The sequence below is a fragment of the Streptomyces sp. BR123 genome, from assembly GCF_013401435.1.
Classification (GTDB): Bacteria; Actinomycetota; Actinomycetes; order Streptomycetales; family Streptomycetaceae; genus Streptomyces.
The window spans coordinates 1-21,016 of the sequence record NZ_JACBGN010000112.1 but is presented as its reverse complement, the minus strand read 5'-3'; the positions used below and the strand labels follow the sequence as shown (position 1 = coordinate 21,016).

Annotated in this window: 16 protein-coding genes; 12 read left to right on the top strand and 4 right to left on the bottom strand. The window is 73.5% G+C overall.

Annotated features, from left to right (window positions below):
* Nucleotides 1–211: 211 nt before the first annotated feature.
* Nucleotides 212–2,488 (bottom strand): alpha-N-acetylglucosaminidase, encoded by a 2,277-nt coding sequence (locus HYE82_RS18695; protein WP_179175237.1) that lies wholly within the window; start codon nucleotides 2,486–2,488, stop codon nucleotides 212–214.
* 11 nt (nucleotides 2,489–2,499) lie between these two features.
* On the bottom strand, nucleotides 2,500–4,185 hold the full coding sequence (locus HYE82_RS18690; RefSeq protein WP_309144371.1) for a ricin-type beta-trefoil lectin domain protein: 1,686 nt from the start codon (nucleotides 4,183–4,185) through the stop codon (nucleotides 2,500–2,502).
* A 196-nt stretch (nucleotides 4,186–4,381) separates the two neighbouring features.
* Here HYE82_RS18690 and HYE82_RS18685 point away from each other — a divergent pair, with 196 nt between their 5' ends.
* The 3 genes from HYE82_RS18685 to HYE82_RS18675 all read left to right on the top strand — a co-directional run bounded on the left by HYE82_RS18685 (nucleotide 4,382) and on the right by HYE82_RS18675 (nucleotide 6,503).
* Complete coding sequence (locus HYE82_RS18685) at nucleotides 4,382–5,023, top strand: TetR/AcrR family transcriptional regulator (protein ID WP_179175236.1); 642 nt, start codon at nucleotides 4,382–4,384, stop codon at nucleotides 5,021–5,023.
* A 29-nt stretch (nucleotides 5,024–5,052) separates the two neighbouring features.
* A complete protein-coding gene (locus HYE82_RS18680; RefSeq protein WP_179175235.1) occupies nucleotides 5,053–5,994 on the top strand; it encodes a serine/threonine dehydratase in 942 nt (313 codons plus the stop codon).
* A 143-nt stretch (nucleotides 5,995–6,137) separates the two neighbouring features.
* Nucleotides 6,138–6,503: a hypothetical protein gene (locus HYE82_RS18675; protein WP_179175234.1), complete on the top strand. Its 366-nt coding sequence runs from the start codon at nucleotides 6,138–6,140 to the stop codon at nucleotides 6,501–6,503.
* Here the strand turns inward: HYE82_RS18675 and HYE82_RS18670 are convergent.
* The gene (locus HYE82_RS18670) at nucleotides 6,457–8,106 is read right to left on the bottom strand and encodes a PQQ-binding-like beta-propeller repeat protein (protein WP_179175233.1); all 1,650 of its coding nucleotides are present in this window, start codon (nucleotides 8,104–8,106) and stop codon (nucleotides 6,457–6,459) included. The genes HYE82_RS18675 and HYE82_RS18670 overlap by 47 nt on opposite strands.
* A 248-nt stretch (nucleotides 8,107–8,354) precedes the next feature.
* Here HYE82_RS18670 and HYE82_RS18665 point away from each other — a divergent pair, with 248 nt between their 5' ends.
* The 9 genes from HYE82_RS18665 to HYE82_RS38185 all read left to right on the top strand — a co-directional run bounded on the left by HYE82_RS18665 (nucleotide 8,355) and on the right by HYE82_RS38185 (nucleotide 19,146).
* Nucleotides 8,355–9,689, top strand: coding sequence for a sugar ABC transporter substrate-binding protein (locus HYE82_RS18665; protein ID WP_179175232.1), 1,335 nt, complete (start codon nucleotides 8,355–8,357; stop codon nucleotides 9,687–9,689).
* Nucleotides 9,686–10,612: a carbohydrate ABC transporter permease gene (locus tag HYE82_RS18660; protein ID WP_179175231.1), complete on the top strand. Its 927-nt coding sequence runs from the start codon at nucleotides 9,686–9,688 to the stop codon at nucleotides 10,610–10,612. The genes HYE82_RS18665 and HYE82_RS18660 overlap by 4 nt, the downstream gene beginning before the upstream one ends.
* A complete protein-coding gene (locus tag HYE82_RS18655; RefSeq protein ID WP_309144370.1) occupies nucleotides 10,609–11,529 on the top strand; it encodes a carbohydrate ABC transporter permease in 921 nt (306 codons plus the stop codon). Before HYE82_RS18660 ends, HYE82_RS18655 begins: the two co-directional genes overlap by 4 nt.
* Nucleotides 11,530–11,614: 85 nt before the next feature.
* On the top strand, nucleotides 11,615–14,638 hold the full coding sequence (locus tag HYE82_RS18650; RefSeq protein WP_179175230.1) for a glycoside hydrolase family 38 C-terminal domain-containing protein: 3,024 nt from the start codon (nucleotides 11,615–11,617) through the stop codon (nucleotides 14,636–14,638).
* A gap of 126 nt (nucleotides 14,639–14,764) precedes the next feature.
* Nucleotides 14,765–15,166 carry a hypothetical protein gene (locus HYE82_RS18645; RefSeq protein WP_179175229.1) on the top strand — a complete coding sequence of 134 codons (402 nt, stop codon included), beginning with the start codon at nucleotides 14,765–14,767 and terminating at the stop codon, nucleotides 15,164–15,166.
* A 176-nt stretch (nucleotides 15,167–15,342) separates the two neighbouring features.
* On the top strand, nucleotides 15,343–17,367 hold the full coding sequence (locus tag HYE82_RS18640; RefSeq protein ID WP_179175228.1) for an NADPH-dependent 2,4-dienoyl-CoA reductase: 2,025 nt from the start codon (nucleotides 15,343–15,345) through the stop codon (nucleotides 17,365–17,367).
* A 71-nt stretch (nucleotides 17,368–17,438) separates the two neighbouring features.
* Nucleotides 17,439–17,852, top strand: a complete 414-nt coding sequence (locus HYE82_RS18635; RefSeq protein ID WP_179175227.1) for a PaaI family thioesterase — start codon at nucleotides 17,439–17,441, stop codon at nucleotides 17,850–17,852.
* A 5-nt stretch (nucleotides 17,853–17,857) separates the two neighbouring features.
* On the top strand, nucleotides 17,858–18,877 hold the full coding sequence (locus tag HYE82_RS18630) for an MFS transporter (RefSeq protein ID WP_309144369.1): 1,020 nt from the start codon (nucleotides 17,858–17,860) through the stop codon (nucleotides 18,875–18,877).
* Complete coding sequence (locus tag HYE82_RS38185) at nucleotides 18,874–19,146, top strand: hypothetical protein (RefSeq protein ID WP_256987396.1); 273 nt, start codon at nucleotides 18,874–18,876, stop codon at nucleotides 19,144–19,146. Before HYE82_RS18630 ends, HYE82_RS38185 begins: the two co-directional genes overlap by 4 nt.
* 77 nt (nucleotides 19,147–19,223) lie before the next feature.
* Here the strand turns inward: HYE82_RS38185 and HYE82_RS18625 are convergent, their stop codons facing one another.
* Entirely contained in the window at nucleotides 19,224–20,783 is a 1,560-nt protein-coding gene (locus HYE82_RS18625; RefSeq protein ID WP_179175226.1) for an alpha/beta hydrolase, read from the bottom strand.
* Between the last annotated feature and the right edge of the window lie 233 nt (nucleotides 20,784–21,016).

Here is a 21,016-nt window from a genome sequence, read left to right as displayed (position 1 = left end):
GGGCGCTTCCGGAGAGGGCGGGGCGGCGGGGGCGTCCGGGCTCCCGGCGGTCTGCGCCCCCTGCGCGGGGGCGTCCGTCGCGGAAGCGACGTCCTGCCCGGGCCGGCCTGGCCGCTCGTGTCCGGTCCGGACGTCCTCGGTGCACTCCTGCCCGCGTCGGGCCGTCACCGCGTGGGCAGGGCCGGCTGCCGGCCCGCGCGGCCCACCCCGCCTAACCCGCCGCCTTCAGGAGCACTGCGACGGCCGTGGCCAGTCGGTGCGGGTCCGTGCTCGGGCCGGCTGCGGCGTCCGGGTTCCGGGTGGTCCGGCGGGCCCAGGCCTCCTCGAAGGCGTGCCAGTCGATCTCCGCCGGCGCGGTCCCCTTGACCAGCGCCTCGTCCAGCGCCTCGAAGTACGCCGCCCAGCGCGGCGCGTACAGCTCGCGGACCAGGCCGTGCCACTCCCGGTTCGCGTAGTCGTGGAGGAAGCCGCCCTCGCTGGTGCTCCGCGCGCCCCATACGCTCAGGATCGAGCGGGCGTCGTACTCGTACCGGTCCTGCTCCGCCCGGTCGGCGCCCGCGGCGCGGGCCGCGGCCAGCCAGTCGCCGAGCCGGAAGTTCGAGTCGGAGCCGGTCAGGGCGTCCAGCTGCCCCTCCGCCTCCTGCCAGGCGGCGGTCAGCGTCCGGAACCGGGCCGGGTCCTTCGCCTCGTAGGCGGCCCTGATCCTCGGCAGCAGCACCCGCGAGTGGTTGGCGAGCGCCTGCCGCGCGGTGTCCACCAGGTCGAAGCGGTAGGCGCTGGAGCCGCGCAGCCGCGGGTCCACCTTGAGGAGGTGGTCCAGGGCCCGGCGTACGGAATCGGCCGGGTAGCGCATCGACCGGGGGCTCCAGTACGCGGCCCCCGCCGCGGTCAGGCTCGGCCGGGCCGTGAACAGGCTGTCCTGCGACTCCGACCACAGCCCGGACGAGGTGCTGTACGGGCCCTTGCGCAGCTCCTCCCAGGCGGCTGCCGCTTCCGGGTCAGGCCGTCCGTACCGGCGCGCAGCGAAGTCCGCGAACCACGCCTTCTGGTCGATCGGGCCCGGCTCCCACGCCAGGTCGGTGAACAGGTCGAAGGCGGCCGGATTGGTCCCGGTGGCCTCCGGCAGGTAGGCGGTGCCGGCGAGCGCGCTGTTGGCCTTGGTCCGCCAGGCGCCGAAACGGTCGAGCCACACGGAGGTGTTGGCCCCGACGGTGGTGTGCCCGCCGAAGTTGTAGATCGTGCCCAGCGCGTACGGCACCCCGCCCCAGCGGGTCTCCCGGTCCAGCCGGTTGTACCGGTCGGACAGCCCGTCGAGGATCAGCACCTTCGAGGTGTCCACCCCGGCCAGCAGTTCCTTGCGCGGGCTGTCCTGCCAGCCCAGCACCGCCCACAGCGCCCCCGGGTGCGCGGCGTGCAGGGCGGACTGGACGGCTCCGGCCGCCGCCCGCACGTCGACCGTGCCCACCGTCCCGCCCTCGTGGAGCGGGCTCATCCGGTACATCGTGCTGTCCCCGAAAACGGCCCGCTGCTCCGCGTAGTACGCGGCCGCCACCTTCGGGAACGCGGCCGACGAGGGGTCCAGCCAGTCGGGCCGTGCGAAGCCCGCCCAGTCGCCCTGGGGGACCGTCACCGCGCCCGGGTTGCGGTCGGCGAAGCCGGGCGGCACGGTGCCGAAGTAGCCGGGCAGCACCGGGGTCATGCCGAGCCCGCGCAGCTGCTCCGCGATCCGGGCGCCGACTGCGGCGCGCTCGCGCATCAGCCGCTCGGAGACCGGGCCGCCGAACCCGCTCAGGTTCTGCAGCAGCCACCAGCTCTGGTGCCCGGGCGCGGGGATCCACGCCCGCAGCTCCGCGGCGGAGTAGCCGAAGCCCTGGAGCGCCCGGTAGTACGGGTACTCGGCGCCGGCCTGAACGAACACCTCGTTGATGCCGTGCAGGGCCATCAGGTCGATCTGCCGCTGGTGCTGCGCGAAGGTGCGGTACGGGCCCGAGTAGCCGTCGTCGGTGTCGTTGAGGGCGTACCGGTGCGGGACCAGCGCGCTGCGGGTGACCGGGGAGGGCACTGCGGGCAGGCGGGCGGGCAGTATCCCGATGCTGTCGCCGGGCCAGCCGATGTCGACGCCGGCGACGTGCTGGAGGTACCAGCCGACACCGGTCAGCAGGGTGGCGCCGGTCGATCCGCGGACCGTGATCGCACCCGCCCGCCCCGACACGGTGAAGGTGTCCGCCCCGGCGGCCCCGGCGGCCGCATCCGGTACGAGCGTGAACTGGTCGGCATGGCGCGGCAGGAGCCGCTTCAGTGCGGCCCGTGCCGGGCCGGCGTCGAAGGCGGCGGGGCCGGGCCGTTCGGCCCCGCCGGGCACGCCGGCCCCGCCGGGCACGCCCGGTGCCGGCGTCGGCGGGTGGGACCGTACGCCGGCGAGTGCGGGGGAGCCCGCGCACAGCAGGGCCAGCAGGGCCGCGAGGGCGGCGGTGCGGAGGTTCGTCATCAGGATGCCCGTCAGACCGGCAGGGACCAGGCCTGGTCCACGCGGTGGTCGCCGCACTCGGCGAGCCGCAGCCGCTCGGCCGGGGTGTCGGCGGTCGCGGGTGCGGGGGGCGCCGTCAGGCAGAGCCCGCTCACCTTCTCGACCAGGGTCCCGTTGCGCAGGTGGGTCCAGCTCTGCCGGGCCTTCCACGGCACGCAGCGGGCCAGGTCCACCACGTCGCCCCCGCTCGCCGTCAGGCACTTGCCGTCCAGCCGCAGGCTGTCCCCGCCACCGCCGAGGACCCACCGCTGGTCGGAGGCGGCGGTGCACGCCGAGAGGACGACCGCGCCGACTCCGGTGGTGTTGGCGCCGTCCATGCACTTCACGCCGACACCGGTGATCTGCCCGGTGGGCACGGCCCGGCCGCAGCCGGGGCGCGGGGTGAGCCGCCACACCGCCGTGTCGTGCGCGGCGAGCCGCCCGGTGAGGGAGTCGGAGACCCGGGTGCGCCGCCCGGTCCACAGGTCCTTGGCGTCGACCGTGCAGTCGTACAGGCCGATGTCGGCGAGCGGGACCGAGATGTCGCGGGCGCTGCCGGACCGGTTGAGGACGGCGACGGCGCGGTCGCCGTTCGCCAGCGGCCGGGCCAGCACCTCGAAGGTGGCGTTGGCGGAGACGACCGCGCCCTGGCGGCCCATCGGATCCTGGTCCAGGGCGATCAGGTCGGTGTTGCCGAGGGCGGCGATGCCGCCCGGCGTGAGCGCGGAGACGTCGGAGGACAGGATGAAGGGGGCGGCCATCATGGCCCACAGGCCGACCTGGCTGCGGCTCTCCGCGTCGGTGAGGCCCGGGGCGCCCGCGATCAGGAAGTCGGGGTCGTTCCAGTTGCCGGGGCCCGCGTACCGGCCGAGCCAGCGGTTGTAGCCGTAGTTGCCGAGGACGGAGCTCCAGCGGGAGGTCGTCGGCGCGGCCGGGCTGTAGACCTTGATGTCCTTGCCCTCGCGCCACAGCTGGCCGGTCGAGCCGACCCAGCCGAGCACCCGGTGCCAGTCGGAGCCGCCCCATTCGCCCTGCTGGAAGTAGGCGGGCGCGGAGGCGGAGAGCACCATGCTGCGGCCGCTCGCCCGCAGCGCCTTGGCCACGGCGGCGTACGCGTCGCGGTACGCCTGCTCCTTGGTCTTGCCCGGCGGCACCCACAGGTTGCAGCCGTCCATCTTGACGTAGTCGACCTTCCAGGACGCGAACTGCCGCGCGTCCTGCGCGTAGTGGTCCGGGCCGCCGCCCTCGGGGGAGCCGCTGCCCGGGTACTTCTCGCAGGTCAGCGAGCCGGCGTCCTGGTAGATGCCGAACTTCAGGCCCTTGGCGTGCAGGTACTCGCCCAGCCAGGCCATGCCGTGCGGGAACTTCTGCGCGTCCACGACGAGCGCGCCCTGCGCGTCGCGGCTCTTGGTCATCCAGCAGTCGTCGACGGTCACCGTGTCGTAGCCCTTGGCCGCGAGTCCGCCGGCGACCAGCGCGTCGGCGTTGGCGACCACCTTCGCCTCGTCGATGTCGCACATGTAGTGCGCCCAGTTGTTCCAGCCCATGGGCGGGGTGAGGGCGAGCGGGGTGTCCGAGGTCGCGGTCGGCTCGGCGGCCGCCGGGGCGGGGGCGAGGCACAGGGAGAGCAGGGCGGCCGCGGTCAGGCAGGGGAGCGACGCACGCAGGCGAGGCGGCACGGAGACTCCTTGCGGTGGGGGGCGGAGGCTTGACGGCGCTGTGGTGCGCTCAGTGCAGCCGTGCGACTACCCGCTGTCAACACATGTCGATCGTTGTGCGGTGATGACCAGCAATATGGGTGCAGGTGCCGTCACACGATCGGGGAGGCGCCGGGGAGACACGGCGTATGTGACAGTGGCTGATACGATGTATCTCATGCCGAGGAGATCAGCTGCCCTGGACCGGGCCACACCCGAGGCGATCGCCGTCGCCGCCCTGCGGATCATCGACGAGGAAGGGCACGGCGCGCTCAGCTTCCGCGCCCTCGCCGACCGGCTCGACGTCTCCCACGCCACCGTCCAGCGCCGCTGCACCGACCTCGCCGGCCTGCTCGACCTGTGCACCGAGCACCTCGCGGGACAACTGCCCGAGATCCCCGCCGGGACCGACTGGGCCGAGGCCACCGAGCGCCGCTTCGCCGCCCTCTACCGCCTGCTCACCGCCCACCCCGGACTGCTGGTGCTGCGCGGCGCACGGCCGTGGCTGGGCCGTCGGCTCCTGGCCCGGCTCGTCGAGCCCGCGCTCGCCGACAGCGTGGCCGCCGGGATGACCCCCGCCGAGGCGATGACCGCCTACCGCCGCATGTACCTGCTCACGCTGGGCTGCGCCGCCTTCGTCGACCACCGCGACCCGGCCGGTGCCACCGCCGCCTCGCGGGCGGCCCTGGCGGCACTGGACCCGGGGGAGTTCCCCGTCCTGACGGCCGGGCTGAACGACGTACTGCCCGCGCTGACCGGCGACGACGTGTACCACGGCGCCCTGCGCCAGCTGATCCGGGCCGCCCGCCCCGACGCCTGACTCCCCCCTCACGTCCCCGAGGAGCGACCATGGAACAGCAGCTCGACCACGCCGCCGTGCGCGCCGCCGCAGGCCGGATCGCCGGGGCCGTCCGCCCCGCACCGGTGGTACCCGCCGCCGAGGGGGTCTGGTACGCGCTGGAGTACCTCCAGCACACCGGTTCTTTCAAGGCCCGCGGCGCACACAACTTCCTCGCCGCCCACCGCCAGGCCGGCGCCCTGCCCGAGGCCGGCGTCGCCATCGCCTCCGGCGGCAACGCCGGCCTGGCCTGCGCCTGGGCGGCCCGCGCCCACTCCGTGCCCGCCACCGTGTTCGTACCGGTCAACGCGCCCCGCATCAAGGTGGAACGGCTGCGCCGGTACGGGGCCGAGGTGCGGCTCGTCGGCGACCGGTTCGCCGAGGCGCAGGCTGCCGCCCGGGAGTTCGCGGCAGCCTCCGGGGCCCTCGGCAGCCACGCCTACGACCACCCCCTCGTCGCCGCGGGCGCGGGCACCCTGCTCGACGACGTCCGGGCCGGGCTGCCCGAGGTGGACACCGTGGTGGTCGCCGTCGGCGGCGGCGGGCTGTTCGCCGGCGTCGCCACCGCCGCCCGCGCGCACGGCATCCGCGTGGTCGCCGCCGAACCGGAGAACTGCCGGGCCCTGAACGCGGCGCTGGAGGCGGGCCGGCCCGTCGACGTCCCCGTGGACTCGGTGGCCGCCGACTCGCTGGGTGCCACCCGCGTCTCGGCGGACGCGTTCGCCGCCGCGCGGCAGGGCGACGTCCGCTCGGTCCTGGTCCCGGACACGGAGATCGGCGCGGCCCGGCGGGCCCTGTGGGAGGAGCACCGGATCGTGGTCGAGGCGGGCGCGGCAACGGCACTGGCCGCCCTGCGCACCGCGCCGGAGCCGCTGGGCAAGCGCGTCGCCGTGGTGCTGTGCGGGGCGAACACCGACCCGGCGGACCTGACGGCCGGCCCCGCGCAGGCGTAGCGCACGGGGCGTCACCCTCCCCACGGACGACCATCGTTGCGCCGACCGACGACTTTCGGGGACAGCGCACACCCGTGCACGCCTGCGAAGGTCTGCGTGTCACAAGGGAACACGACAGATCGAACACGCACGGAGGAACGGGTATGGCACAGCGCAAGGGTTGTCTGATCGGCTGCGGAGTGGCGCTGGTCGTCGGCATCGCGGTGGCCGTGGCGCTGGTGTTCGGCATCGGGAAGATAGTCGACGCCGCCGGCAAGACCGTGCTCGAACCCGAGGTGTACGCCTCCGTGAAGGCGGGCGACCCCGAGGACGCCGTCCGCGCGAAGCTCCCCTCGGGTGAATCGTTCCTCAAGGAGGCCCTGAAGGAGGGCGGCCCGGTCCAGCCCGCCGACAGCGTCTGCTCCTGGTACATCGCGGGCGGCGACACCGCGGCCGGCGAGGAGACCGTGTACCGCTTCTGCTTCAAGGACGGCAAGCTCGCCGAGAAGGCCTCCTACCGCATGAAGTAGGAGTCCCGGGGCGGCCCCGGGTCCTACCGAAGGAGAGCAGCGCGTGGGTCACGTTCCCCTTCTCCGGGCTCTTCACCGTCCCGTTGAGCAGGAACAGCCGCCCGCCGGCCCAGGCGGCCTGCACGTTGTGGGAGTGGAACACGCCTTGGGCGCCGGCGGCGCCCGCCGGGCTCTGCAGGACCACCGTCAGGGCGCCGTCGGCCGGTGCGAGCGCGGCCACGGCGCCGGCCTCGCCCTCGCCGGGCGCGACGTAGGCGAGGACCTTGCCGTCCTCGATCGCCAGCGGCCAGATCCTGCGGTTCCGGGGGGCCTTGGTGTGCCACTTCTCCTTGCCGGTGCCGAGGTCCACGGCGACGACCTCGTCGGTGAGCTCGGTGGCGAGGCTCTTGTCCACCTTGCCGCGGGCGATGTACAGGGTGTCGGCGTCGGCCACGGCGGCATTGCACTCGTGCAGGCGGCCGCTGCCGTCGCCCCAGCCGTTGCACCGCTGGTCGACCCCGAACGGCGGCTCGCCGTGCGAGCGGACCTTCCCGTCCGCCGTGAAGGCGGTGAGGCTCCAGGCCTTCCTCCCGCCGTCGTAGGCGGCGACGACCAGCGGATCCGAGGACAGGATCCGGCCGACGTTCCAGCCCTTCCCGTACCGGTGGCTCCACCGGGCCGCGCCCGTGGCCGGATCCATCTCCTCGACCATCGCCAGGCCGGGCCCGGACGGATCCTCCGGATCGGGGCAGGTGCGTACCGCGATCAGCCTGGCCCCGCCCCCGAAGGCCACCGGATAGCAGCCGTTCGGCTTCGACGTTCCGAAGAGCTTGCGTCCGTCCGCGGCCGAGAAGGCGCTCATGACGGCCGACCGGGCCACGGCCACCGTGTCGCCGGAGACGGCCAGCTGGAACTCGTTGGTGGTGTCGAACCGGTTCTCCTGCGGCACCGGCACCTTCCAGCCCGCCTTTCCTGCCGTGAGGTCGACCTGCTGGAGGGCGGTGCACTTGGCCGTGGCGCTGTCGCTCTCCCGGACGCCGAGGACCAGCTTCCCGCCCGCGGCCGGGGCCTGCGGGGCCGCGCACAGCGGAGTCTGAAGCGCCACCTTCCACTTCTCCTGGCCGTCGGCCACCGCGTAGGCGGTGACCTCCTTGTCCATCGCCCTGACCACGACATCGCCCACACGCCACGGGCCGAACTGCCGCGCCCCCGCGCCCGCCACCTCGTTCCGGTTCTCCCGCAGCCAGACCGGCACCTCGCCCGGTTTGATCCCCGCGTTGGGGTCGACGGTGTCCGGCCCGTTGCCGGTGCCCTTCCCGTCGCCCTTGTCCACGGACGCGGACGCGGACATCGGAGGCGAGGCCGGCGTCCCGCTCCCGGCGGCGGCCGGCCCGGCCCCGCCGCCGCCATCGCGGCCCCATGCGACGTACGCGAAGCCGGCGACGGCCAGCACCACCGCGGCCAGCGCCCCGGCGACCACGGCGGACTCGCCCCGAAGCCGCCGGCCCCCGGCCGGGACGGGCGTCGCGGGCACGGACGCGTAGGGCTCCGGCGCCGGGCCGAAACCCGGTGCGCTCGGGGGGACTTCGGGCTGCGGGGGCTCATCGTGGCCACGACCGGTCATGGGACGAGTGTGTCCCGTGGGACCGGCTGCCCGGAACAGCTTTTTGGACGACTTGCACCGCGCGGAGGCCCTTGCCCGGAGCACCGCACAGGAGCCGCCGAAGCGGTTTTGCCGCGCGCGAGGTAAAGCGCATCAGCGGAATACCGGCCATGCGTGACCGGGGCCGCATTGACGCACCCCGCCGCCGGGCCCAGCGTGGGCACCGCGATCCGGCAGCGAGGCCGGAACTACCCCCGAGGCGGCCGACGATGAACCGTTTGCACCTGCCCCGCACCGTGCTCGCCACGCTCGTGGCCGGCACCCTCCTCTCCGCGTCCGCGTGCGGCCTGGGCGGCGGCCCCGCGGACGCGGAGGAAGCGCGCAGGACCGGCGAGGTGGCCGGCGGGATCACCTTCCGCACGCTCCAGCTCAAGCCCAAGTACACCGCGTACGTCCAGGGCCTCATCGACGCCTTCGAGGAAGAGCACCCCGGGGCGAAGGTCCGCTGGGAGGACGTCCCCGGCGACGGCTACAACGAGAAACTCGTCGCCGACGCCCAGGCCGGCACCCTGCCCGACGTCGTCAACCTCTCCACCGACTCCTTCCAGCTCCTCGGCGACCGAGGCCTCCTCGCCGACGTCGCCGCACTCGACGGCGACTCCGCCAAGGAGTACGTCCCCGGCGCCTGGCAGCAGTTCAAGCTCCCCGGCAAGGGCGACGGCGTGTTCGCGTACCCCTGGTACGTCACCCCGGAGATCCTCACCTACAACGAGGAGCTCTTCCGCCGGGCCGGCCTGGACCCCGCCGCGCCGCCGACCAGCGTCGAGCAGTTCTTCGACTACGCCGAGCAGATCGCCGACCGCTCCGGCGGCCGGTACTCCGCCTTCATGGCCGACCCCAAGGGCAGGCTCCCCGGGGACTGGCAGAAGATGGGCGTCCCCCTCCTCAACGACCGGCGGGACCGCTTCGTCTTCGACACCCCCGCCGCCGTCGCCTGGGTCGAGCGGATGAAGTCCCTCTACGCCAAGGGCGCCATGCCCAAGGAATCCCTCCTCAAGGCCGACGACATCAACCAGCTCTACGGCAGCGGCAAACTCGTCTTCGGCCCGGGCTCCCCGGGCTTCGTCAAGGACATCAAGCAGAACGCCCCGCAGGTCTACGCACAGACCCGGGTCGCCGGGGCCGTCACCGGCAGGCTCGGCCACATCGGCATCTACGCGCAATCCCTCGGCATCAGGAAGGACACCCGGCACCTCGACGCGGCCGTCGAGTTCGCCAAATGGGTCACCAACGGCCCCAACCAGGTCGAGTTCTCCAGGAACGCGACCATCTACCCCTCCAACGCCCAAGGCCTCGCCGACCCCCGCTTCTCCGACCGGGGCGACGGCAAGGACGCCGACACCGTCGCCCGCGCGGTCGGCGCCGAACAGCTGAAGTCCGCCGCACTCGACGCCAACACCCCGGTCCAGTGGACCAACCAGGTCGGCGACGCGGTCGTCCGCGAGGTGCAGAAGGCCGTCAAGGGAGAGCAGGACGCGCCGACGGCCGTGCGCAAGGCACAGGAGGAGGCCAACAAGCTGCTCGCCGACGCGGCCCGGAAGTGACCCGCGCACGCAGGGCGGCCCTGCGGGCCGTGGAGGCGGAGCCGGGGCCGGCCCACCGCCGGTGGTGGACCCCGTACCTCTTCCTCGCCCCCGGCCTGGTGACGGTGGCCCTGTTCAGCCTCTGGCCGTTCGCCAACACCGTCGTCCTGTCCCTCACCGACGCCCGGATCCTGCGCGGCGGAACCTTCACCGGCCTCGCCAACTACCGGCGCGCCCTGGCCGACCCGGACTTCTGGACCGCCGCCGGCAACAGCGTGCTCTACCTGCTGGTCGTCGTCCCGTGCCTGGTCCTGCTGCCGCTGGCCCTCGCCGTCCTGGTGCAGGCGAGGATCCCGGGCATCGGGTTCTTCCGCTCCGCCTTCTACACGCCGGTGATCGCCTCGGCCGTGGTCGTCGGCCTGATGTGGCAGTGGGTGCTGCGCAGTGACGGGCTCGTCAACACGCTCTTCCTGCGGCTGCGGATCGTCGCCGAGCCCGTCCCGTTCCTGACCGACAGCGCCATGCTGCTCGTCTCCGCGATGATCGTGACCGTCTGGAAGGGCCTCGGCTACTACATGGTCTTCTACCTCGCAGCCCTCGGGAACGTGCCCGCCTCCCTCCACGAGGCGGCCGCCCTCGACGGCGCCGGCCCCGTCCGCCGTTTCATCAGCATCACCATCCCGCAGGTCAAGCCGATGATGCTGCTCGTCGGCACCCTCTCCGCGATCTCCGCGCTGCGCGTCTTCACCGAGATCTACATCCTCGGCGGCGAGAGCGGCGGCCCCGGCGGCGGGGCCCGCACCCTGCCCTTCCTCATCCGGCAGGTCGGCCTCGGCTTCGCCGGCGAGACCGGCTACGCCTCCGCCGTCTCCCTCCTGCTGTTCCTGCTCACCCTCGGCTTCAGCCTGCTGGGCCGCCGGCTGGCGAAGGGGGACGAGCCGTGAGCCCGACCGCCTCCCCGCCGCCCCCGGGCGGACGGGCCCGCCGGGCCCACGGGATCCGGGCCCACGGGATCCGGGCCCACCGGAGCCGGGCCCACCGGAGCCGTCGTCTGGCCGGACGGGCCGCCCGGTACGCCGTGCTGCTGCTGGTGCTCGCGGTGTTGATCGGGCCGATCGCCTGGCAGTTCCTCACCTCGATCCGCGGCCGCACCGAGAACGTGTACGACGGCGTGCTGCCCGCGCAGCCCACCCTCGACAACTACGCCCGGGTCGCCGAGTCCTTCCCCCTGCTCCAGTACACCGGCAACACCCTCACCGTCGCCGCCCTCGCCGTCACCTCGAACCTGCTGTTCTCCGCCATGGGCGGCTACGCCCTGTCCCGAGCCGGCTGGAAGGGCCGCAGGACCGTGTTCACGGTGCTCGCGGCCACCCTGATGTTCCCCTTCGAGTCCGTGATGATCTCGATGTACCTCACGGTCCGCGGCATGGGGCTGGTCGACAGCCTCGTCGGCGTCTGGCTCCCGGGAGCGGTCTCCGTCCTCAACATCATGATCATGCGCTCGGCGTTCCTCGCCGTCCCCCGGGAGATCGAGGAGGCCGCCGTCCTCGACGGGGCGGGGGAGTGGACCCGCTTCACCCGGGTCTTCCTGCCCGCCGCGAAGGGCTCCCTGGCCGTCGTCTGCATCACCAGCTTCATGGGCGCCTGGGACGACTTCCTCTGGCCGCTGCTCGTCCTCACCGACAGCGAGCACTACACCCTCCAGCTCGGCCTGAAGACCCTGGCCGGCGCCACCACCACCAACGACCAGCGGATCATCGCCGCCGGCGCCATGGCGGCACTGCTGCCGATGATGCTCCTCTTCTTCGTCCTCCAGCGTTACTTCTTCAAGGGGGTGGGCGAGGGAGCCGTCAAGACCTGAGGCGTACGCCGCGCCCGGCCTCCCTCCCGGCCCACCTCCGTCCGTCCGCTCCACGACCGCCCCCTCCACCCCTGGAGCCGCCGTCATGCACGACGACCGCAGCATCACCGAACACCGCCTGCGCCGCGTCCTCAAGGAGCGCATCAAACCGGCCGTCCACTCCCGCCCGGTCCCGCTGACCGTCGAGCGGTGGGAGGCCCCGGGCGAGCCCGTGTCCGTCGCCGAGGGCCTGGCCGCCCCGTACGAGCCCTGCGCGGTCGGCGCGCAGTGGGGTCCGGCCTGGGGCACCACATGGTTCCGGGTCACCGGCACCGTCCCGGCCGACTGGGCGGGCCGCACCGTCGAGGCCGTCCTCGACCTGGGCTTCGACCGGATGATGCCCGGCTTCCAGTGCGAGGGCCTGGTCCACCGGGCCGACGGCGGCGAGGTCAAGGCGCTCAACCCGTACAACGACTGGGTGCGCGTCGCCGACGCGGCGGAGGGCGGCGAGCGGATCGAGTGGTACGTCGAGGCCGCCTCGAACCCCGTCCTCGTCGAGCACAGCCCCACGTACGAGGGCGACCGGCAGACCAGCGGCGACCAGCCCCTCTACCGGCTCGCCCGGATGGACCTCGCCGTCTTCGAGACCGAGGTCTGGGAACTCGTCCAGGACCTGGAAGTCCTCCACGACCTGATGGTGCAGCTCGACGGCGCCGACGCCCGCCGGTACGGGATCCTGCACGCCCTGGGGGAGGCCCTCGACGCGGTGGACCCGGCCGACGTGCCCGGCACGGCGGCTGCCGCCCGCGCCCGACTCGCCCCGGTCCTCGCCGCCCCCGCCCACGCCTCCGCACACCGGATCAGCGCCGTCGGCCACGCCCACATCGACTCTGCCTGGCTGTGGCCGCTGCGCGAGACCGTCCGCAAGGTGGCGCGGACCGCGTCCAACGTGCTCGGCCTGATGGACGAGCACCCGGAGTTCGTCTTCGCCATGTCGCAGGCCCAGCAGCTGGACTGGATCAAGGCCCACCGGCCCGAGCTGTTCGAGCGGATCAAGAAGAAGGTCGCGGCGGGCCAGTTCGTGCCGGTCGGCGGCATGTGGGTGGAGTCGGACACCAACATGGTCGGCGGCGAGGCCATGGTCCGCCAGTTCCTGTACGGCAAGAAGTTCTTCCTGGACGAGTTCGGCATCGAGACCCGCGGCGTCTGGCTGCCCGACTCCTTCGGCTACACGGCGGCGATGCCGCAGATCGTCCGGCTCTCCGGCTCCCGGTGGTTCCTGACCCAGAAGATCTCCTGGTCGCAGGTGAACGCCTTCCCCCACCACACCTTCCGGTGGGAGGGCATCGACGGCACGCGCGTCTTCACCCACTTCCCGCCCGTCGACACCTACAACTGCGACCTCGGTGGCGCGCAGCTGGCCCACGCCGCCCGCAACTACCGCGAGAAGGGCCGGGGTTCGCGCTCGCTCGCCCCCTTCGGCTGGGGCGACGGCGGTGGCGGCCCCACCCGCGAGCACCTCGCCCGGGCCCGGCGGCAGCGGGACCTCGAAGGCTCCCCGCGGGTCGAGGTCGAGGCGCCCGACGCGTTCTTCGACAAGGCCCGCGCCGAATACCCGGACGCGCCCGTGTGGGTCGGCGAGCTCTACCTGGAGCTGCACCGCGGCACCTACACCTCGCAGGCCAAGACCAAGCAGGGCAACCGGCGCAGCGAGTCCCTGCTGCGCGAGGCCGAGCTGTGGGCGGCGACGGCGGCGGTGCGGGTGCCCGGGTACGCGTACCCGTACGAGGACCTGGAGCGGATCTGGAAGACCGTACTGCTGCACCAGTTCCACGACATCCTGCCGGGCTCGTCCATCGCCTGGGTGCACCGCGAGGCCCGTGCGACCTACGCCCGGGTGGCGGACGAACTGCGCGCGATCACCCTCGCGGCGCAGGTCGCGCTCGCCGGGGAGGGCACCGCCGAGCTGGTCTTCAACTGCGCCCCGCACGCCCGGCGCGGCGTCCCGGCGGGCGGCGCCGGCGTCCCGCAGGCGCCCTCGCGCCCGGTGGACCTCGCGGAGCGGCCCGGCGGCGGATGGGTCCTGGACAACGGGCGGCTGCGGGTGGAGGTCGACGGCCGCGGGCTGATCGTCTCGGCGTACGACCTGCGGGCCGGCCGCGAGTCGGTGGCACCGGGGCAGGCCGCCAACCTGCTCCAGATCCATCCGGACTTCCCGAACATGTGGGACGCGTGGGACATCGACGCGTTCTACCGGAACAACGTCACCGATCTCGTCGGGGCGGACGCGCTGGAGGCCGAGCAGGCCGGTCCGGATGCGGCCGCGGTCCGGGTCACCCGGTCCTTCGGCCGGTCGAAGGCCACCCAGTGGATCACCCTGCGGGCGGACGCCGCGACGGTGGACATCGTCACCGAGGTCGACTGGCACGAGACGGAGAAGCTGCTGAAGGCCGCCTTCCCCCTCGACGTCAAGGCCGAACGGACCGCCTCCGAGATCCAGTTCGGGCACGTCCACCGCGCCACCCACACCAACACCTCCTGGGAGGCGGCCAAGTTCGAGATCTGCGCCCACCGGTGGATCCACGCGGAGGAGCCCGGCTGGGGCGCGGCCGTCCTCAACGACTCCACGTACGGGCACGACGTCACGCGTGACGTGCGGCCCGACGGCGGCCAGACCACGACGATCCGCCTCTCCCTGCTGCGCGCACCCCGCTACCCCGACCCGGAGACCGACCAGGGCGCGCACACCCTGCGGTACGCGCTGGCACCGGGCGCGCGGACCGCCGACGCGGTCCGCGAGGGGCACGCGCTGAACCTGCCAGAACGGGCGGTGCCCGGCGCGGGGCCCGTCGCCCCGCTGGTGTCGGTGGCGGGCGACGCCGTGGTGGTCGAGGCCGTCAAGCTGGCCGAGGACCGCAGCGGCGACGTGGTCGTCCGGCTGTACGAATCCCTGGGCGGCCGGGCGACCGCCACCCTGACGGCGGACTTCCCGCTCACGGCGGCGGTGGAGAGCGACCTGCTGGAGCGGCCCCTGCCGGGCACGGCGGTCGGTCCCGTCACCGGGGGCACCTCGGTCCCGCTGACGCTGCGCCCCTTTCAGATCGTGACGGTCCGCCTCCACCGGGCCTGACCGCCGCCCCCTGCGCCGGGACCGGGCCGCGCAGCCCGCGGCCGGTCCGGCACAAGGGGGAGCGGGGGGAGGGGCTCCGCGCGGCGGGGCGGACCGTCGGGGCGTCCGGCGGTAGGTTCGGGCGCCATGGCGGAACCGATCCACTACGTCGACCGCTCGGACATCCGGGAGGGCAGGCTCGCGGAGGTCAGGGACCTGATGCGCGAGCTGGCCGCGTTCGTCGAGGCGCACGAGCCGCGGCTGCTGGCCTACGGCTGCTACATCGACGAGTCCGGGTCCACGATGAGCGTGGTGGCCGTCCATCCCGATACGGAGTCGATGGAGTTCCACATGGAGATCGGCGGACCGAAGTTCCGTGAGTTCGGTCCGCTCATCCGCCTGCGATCGATCGACGTGTTCGGCCGGCCGGGCCCGGAGGCCGTACGGGCGCTGCGGCAGAAGGCCGAGATGCTCGGCGGGGCCACCGTCACCCTCCACGCCCTGGAGGCGGGCTTCAGCCGGCAGGAACCGCCCCGCGGCACCGCCTGAGCCGGGACTCGCCCCGGCGCGGGAGGCGTGAACTGTGCCACAGGGCCGGCGCGTACCGGCCCGTCGTTGCGGGGCAGAGGGGCGGGGTACCCGGCTCCCCGGTTATGCACCTTGTTGCATAACCGGGCCCGGCTCGCTACAACAGGGGCATCCCATCCGCGCGAGGAGGCGCCCCCATGAGTTCCCAGAGCCGGTACCCGCACCTGCTGAGCCCGCTGGACCTCGGCTTCACCACCCTGCCGAACCGCGTGATCATGGGCTCCATGCACACCGGCCTGGAGGAGCACGAGCGCGGCTTCGAGCGCCTGGCCGCCTTCTACGCCGAGCGCGCCCGCGGCGGCGCCGGCCTGATCGTCACCGGCGGGATCGCCCCCAACGACGCCGGCCGCCCCTTCGAGGGGGGCTCCCGCCTCACCACCGAGGAGGAGGCCGCCGAGCACCGCCTGATCACCGAGGCCGTGCACGCCGAGGGCGGGAAGATCGCGATGCAGATCCTCCACTTCGGCCGCTACGCGTACCACAGGGACCTCGTCGCCCCCAGCGCCCTCCAGGCCCCCATCAGCCCCTTCGTCCCGAACGAGCTCAGCGACGCCGAGGTCGAGCAGACCGTCGAGGACTTCGTCCGCGCCGCCCGCCTCGCGAAGCTCGCCGGCTACGACGGCGTCGAGATCATGGGCTCCGAGGGCTACCTCGTCAACGAGTTCATCGCCGCCGCCACCAACCGCCGCGAGGACCGCTGGGGAGGCTCGTACGAGAACCGCGTCCGCTTCCCCCTGGAGATCGTCCGGCGCACCCGCGAGGCCGTCGGCCCCGACTTCATCATCGTCTACCGCCTGTCCATGCTCGACCTGGTCCCCGGCGGCTCCACCCTCGACGAGGTCGTCCACCTCGCCAAGGAGATCGAGGCGGCCGGCGCCACCATCATCAACACCGGCATCGGCTGGCACGAGGCCCGCATCCCCACCATCGCCACCTCCGTCCCTCGCGGCGCGTACACCTGGGTCACCCAGCGGCTGATGGGCGCGGTCTCCCTCCCCCTCGTCACCAGCAACCGCATCAACACCCCCGAGAAGGCCGAGGAGATCCTCGCCGAGGGCCGCGCCGACCTGGTCTCCCTGGCCCGCCCCTTCCTCGCCGACGCCGACTTCGTCGCCAAGGCCGCCGCCGGCCGCCCCGAGTCCATCAACACCTGCATCGGCTGCAACCAGGCCTGCCTCGACCACACCTTCAGCGGCAAGATCACCAGCTGCCTGGTCAACCCGCGCGCCTGCCACGAGACCGAGCTCGTGCTGTCGCCCACGCGCCTCGCCAAGAGCGTCGCCGTCGTCGGCGCCGGCCCCGCCGGCCTCGCCTGCGCCGTCACCGCCGCCGAACGCGGCCACAGGGTCACCCTCTTCGAGGCCTCCGGCCACATCGGAGGACAGCTCGACATCGCCCGCCGCATCCCGGGCAAGGAGGAGTTCGAGGAGACCATCCGCTACTTCGGCAACCGGCTCGCCGAGGTGGGCGTCGAGGTCCGGCTGGACACCGTCGCGGACACCGGCACCCTCCGGGGCTACGACGAGGTCGTCGTCGCCACCGGCGTCACCCCGCGCACCCCCGCCATCGAGGGCGTCGAGCACGCCAGCGTCGTCAGCTACCTCGACGTGCTGCGCGACGGCGCCCCCGTCGGCGAGCGCGTCGCCGTCGTCGGCGCCGGCGGCATCGGCTTCGACGTCGCCGAATACCTCACCGACAGCGGCGAGGGCGCCTCCCAGGACCCCGCCGTCTACTTCCGCCACTGGGGCGTCGACACCGCGTACGAGGGCCCGGGCGGCCTCACGGCCCCCGAGAGGCCGGCCTCCCCCCGGCAGGTCCACCTCCTGCAGCGCAAGACCACCAAGGTCGGCGCGGGCCTCGGCACCACCACCGGCTGGATCCACCGCGCCGAGCTCAAGCACCGCGGCGTCGTCTCCGTCGCGGGCGCCGCGTACGACCGGATCGACGACGAGGGGCTGCACATCACCGTCGACGGCGAGCAGCGGCTCGTCCCGGCCGACACGGTCGTCCTGTGCACCGGCCAGGAGCCGCGCCGCGATCTGTACGAGGCGCTGCGCGCGGCCGGCGTCGAGGCGCACCTGATCGGCGGCGCCGACGTCGCCGCCGAACTGGACGCCAAGCGGGCGATCCGCCAGGGCACCGAGCTGGCCGCCGCGCTCTGACCCGCGCGCCGGCACATCACAGAGGGGTGAAGGGTGTTGTGGCGGCCCCGCCGGGCCGCCACAATCTCCGGGTGACCCTGACACCGGCAGACGCAGACAAGGTCCTCAAGGACAACTTCGCCCCCTGGGTCCTCGACCTGGGCCTGACCGTCGAGGAGACCGGCGAGCGGCACGCCGTGCTCCGGCTGCCCTGGTCCGGCGCCCTGGCCCGGGACGGCGGCGGCCTGTCCGGGCAGGCCCTGATGGCGGCCGCCGACACCGCCACCGTCATCGCGATCAGCGCCGCCCGCGGCGCGTACGGGCCGATGACCACCGTCCAGCAGTCGACGAGCTTCCAGCGGCCCGTGACCGGCACCGACGTGCTGATCGAGGTACGGGTCACCAAGCTCGGCAAGCGGATGGCCTTCGCCGACATCGCCATGACCCCGGACGGGGCGCAGGAGCCGGCCGCGACCGCCTCGACCGTGTACGCCCTGCTGGGCTGAGCAGGGTGCCGGACTCCTTACCCCTGCGGCGGAACCGGGACTTCAACGTCTTCTGGCTCGGCCAGGCCCTGTCCGTCCTCGGCGGTTCGATCTCCCTGCTCGCGCTGCCGCTGCTCGTCCTCGACGCGACCGGGTCCCTGGTCCAGATGGGCGTCGTCACGGTGATCTCCGGGGTCACCGGCATCGCGACGGGCATGTTCGCCGGATACGTCGTGGACCGGACGGACCGCCGCCGCCTGATGATCGCGTGCGATCTCGCGCGGGCCGTGCTGCTGGGCGCGGTCCCGGCCGTCTGGCTGGCCGGGCCGCGCATCTGGGTGCTGTACCTGCTGACGCCCCTGGTCACCGCCCTGAAGACGCTGTTCGACGTGGCGTACGTGAGCTCCGTGCCGCACCTGGTGCCCCCGCGGGACCTGGCCACCGCCAACGCACGGCTCATGGGCACCTTCGCCGTCGGGACCCTGGCCGGGCCGGTGGCGGCCGGGTTCATCACGGCCTCGGTGGGCGCCGACCGGGCCCTCGGCGTGGACGGGGCGACCTTCCTGGTCTCCGCCCTCAGCCTGCGCTGGGTCTCCTTCAGCCGGTACGGGGGCGCCGGCTCGGAGCCGAAGCCGGAGTCGGGCCCGGGTTCCGGGGGCGGTTGGTTGCGGGAGATGTTCGTCGTCGGCTTCCGCTTCCTGTGGGCGCACCCGCTGCTGCGCCCGCTGACCGTGCTCCTCACCCTGTTGACCTTCGTCACCATGGGCGCCACCGACCTGCTGATCTACCGGATCCGGCACGACCTCGGCCAGGACGCGGCCACCCTCGGCTGTGTGATCGCCGTCAGCGGGATCGGCGTGGTCGGCGCGGCCCTGGCCGCCGGGACACTGCGCCGGGTCTGCGGCTTCGGCGCCTGCTGGCTCGGCTCGGTGGCCCTGATCGCGGTGCCGTCGCGGGGGTCGGCGTCAGCCGGAGCGTGGCGGCGGTCGCCGTCCTGGCGGCCGTGTTCGTGTTCGGGACGACCCTCGGCGGGATCGTCTCGATGACCCTGCGCCAGGAGGTCACCCCGGACCGGCTGCTCGGCCGGGTCACCTCGGCCTTCTGGACCGTCCACAACGCCTCGGGCCCGGTGGGCGCGGCCGTGCTGACCGTCCTGGCCGCCCGGCGCGGGGTACCCGCCGTCAGCGTGGCCGCCGGGGCGTTCTGCCTGCTCATCGTCGTCGCGGGGCTGCTGACCCCGCTGCGGGGCGGCGGCCGGACCGCGGCCCGGCCGGCCGTGGCCGGGGCGTCGGTCCGGGCGCGTCAGCGCCGGTAGCCGGACCGGTCCGCCGCCCGGGGCGCCGTGCGGTGCCCCGGGCGGCGGCGGTCGTCCGGTCGTCCGGTCGTCCCGGATCAGAACCGGTTGGGTGAGGCGCCCGGGAAGCGCTGCGGCGACGACGGCACGAGGTCCGCCCGGCGCTCGTTGCCGCCCGGAGCGGCCTCGCAGGTCACGTCCTCGGCCGGCAGCTTTCCGGTGCCGAGGTAGGCGTTGACGGCGGCGTCCGCACAGGACTTGGGATCGGTGAGGTACACGCCGTGGCCCTCACCGCCGCGGACCAGGAGCATCCGCGAGCCCTTCAGGGCCCGGTGCAGGCCCTCGCCGCTGGTGAGCGGGGTCTGGGAGTCCCACTCGTTCTGCACCGTCAGCACGTTCGCCCCGGTGTTCATCTTCGTCGGGGGCTCGACGGGCCGCTGCCAGTACGCGCACGGCTTGATGTTGGACGCGAAGTCCCCGTACAGCGGGTACCTCGCCTTGTCCGCCGCGGCCTCCTTCGCGTACTGCTCGGGGTAGCGCGGCCATTCGACGTCCCCGCACACCACGGACCAGAACACGGCCGTGCCCGTGTCGGAGGAGGGCTCCGCCGCCGGCTTCAGCAGCCTGCGCTGCTCCGCGGGGAGCGTGGCGGGCCTGCCCTCGGCCGCGTCCTTCAGGGCCTTGACGGCCGGTGCCGCCTGCGCCGGGTAGAAGAACATGGCCCGCCCGGCGCGGATGTCGTCACCCGAGAACTTCTGTCCCTCGATCTCGATCGGCTCCCGGTCGGCCCGGGCGACCAGGTCCCAGAAGGTCTTGGACACCGCCTCCGGGGTGGCGCCGAGCCCGTACTCGGCGGAGCGCTCGGCCGTCCACTGCGCCCACCGCTTGAAGGCGGGCTCCGCCTCGGTCGCCCACACCTGCATCATGCCGCGCCAGGTCCGCTGCGGGTCGACGCCGCTGTCGAGCACGAAGCGGTCGGTGCGCTTCGGGAACATCTGCGTGTAGACCGCGCCGAGGTAGGTCCCGTACGAATAGCCCACGTAGCTGATCTTCTTCTCGCCGAGCGCCACGCGGATCGCGTCCATGTCGCGGGCGGTGTTGCGGGTGGTGATGAACGGCAGCACCGACCCGGACTTCTCACGGCACTTGTCGGCGACCCGGCGCGCCCACTCCACGTCCGAGGGGAAGGTCTCCTCCCGGTACGGCCGGTTGACGTCCTGCTCCGCATCGGTCAGCCCGCAGGTGATCGGGCTGCTGGCGCCGGTGCCGCGCGGGTCGAAGCCGATCAGGTCGTACTGGTCGCGGACCTCCTTCGGTATCAAGTCCCTTGCCATCAGCGGCATGTCGAGCCCGGTGCCGCCCGGACCGCCCGGGTTGAAGAGCAGCGCACCGTGCCGCTTGGCCGGGTTCTCGCTCTTGATCCGGGATATGGCGACGTCGATGGTGCGTCCCCGGGGCCGCCGGTAGTCGAGCGGCACCTTGAGGGTGGCGCACTCGTACGAGGCCGGCAGGTCGGCGCTGCACCGCGCCCATGCAGGCTTCTGCGGGGTGAACTCCGCCGCCGGGGCGGCCGAGGCCTGCGTGGCGGACAGCAGGGGGACGGAGGTGGCGAGGAGACCTGCGGCGGCGAGCGCCGGCCCGAGGCGTGTGATGTTCACGAAGAGCGGTTCCCTTCCCGTGAAGTCGGTGGCCCCACCACCCTGTTGCACGCCGAAGCCGGGCGGAATCCGTCCGAAGGCCCGGCTTGCATGCTCCTCGCGAATGACTGCATATTCGGACAACTGGCCGACATGCCAATGGTGTTGGCTCCGGAGTTCGGCGGCCGGCCGGCCGCCGTGTGCGGTGGGGGCCGTCAGGGCGGGGGCCGACGCGGGTCCGACCGGCCCCGCGG

Coding starts and splice junctions, on each gene's coding strand:
- HYE82_RS18695 (WP_179175237.1), bottom strand. CDS start 2,488: ATGACGAACCTCCGCACCGCCGCCCTCGCGGCCCTGCTGGCCCTGCTG.
- HYE82_RS18685 (WP_179175236.1), top strand. CDS start 4,382: ATGCCGAGGAGATCAGCTGCCCTGGACCGGGCCACACCCGAGGCGATC.
- HYE82_RS18680 (WP_179175235.1), top strand. CDS start 5,053: ATGGAACAGCAGCTCGACCACGCCGCCGTGCGCGCCGCCGCAGGCCGG.
- HYE82_RS18675 (WP_179175234.1), top strand. CDS start 6,138: ATGGCACAGCGCAAGGGTTGTCTGATCGGCTGCGGAGTGGCGCTGGTC.
- HYE82_RS18670 (WP_179175233.1), bottom strand. CDS start 8,106: ATGACCGGTCGTGGCCACGATGAGCCCCCGCAGCCCGAAGTCCCCCCG.
- HYE82_RS18665 (WP_179175232.1), top strand. CDS start 8,355: ATGAACCGTTTGCACCTGCCCCGCACCGTGCTCGCCACGCTCGTGGCC.
- HYE82_RS18650 (WP_179175230.1), top strand. CDS start 11,615: ATGCACGACGACCGCAGCATCACCGAACACCGCCTGCGCCGCGTCCTC.
- HYE82_RS18645 (WP_179175229.1), top strand. CDS start 14,765: ATGGCGGAACCGATCCACTACGTCGACCGCTCGGACATCCGGGAGGGC.
- HYE82_RS18640 (WP_179175228.1), top strand. CDS start 15,343: ATGAGTTCCCAGAGCCGGTACCCGCACCTGCTGAGCCCGCTGGACCTC.
- HYE82_RS38185 (WP_256987396.1), top strand. CDS start 18,874: ATGACCCTGCGCCAGGAGGTCACCCCGGACCGGCTGCTCGGCCGGGTC.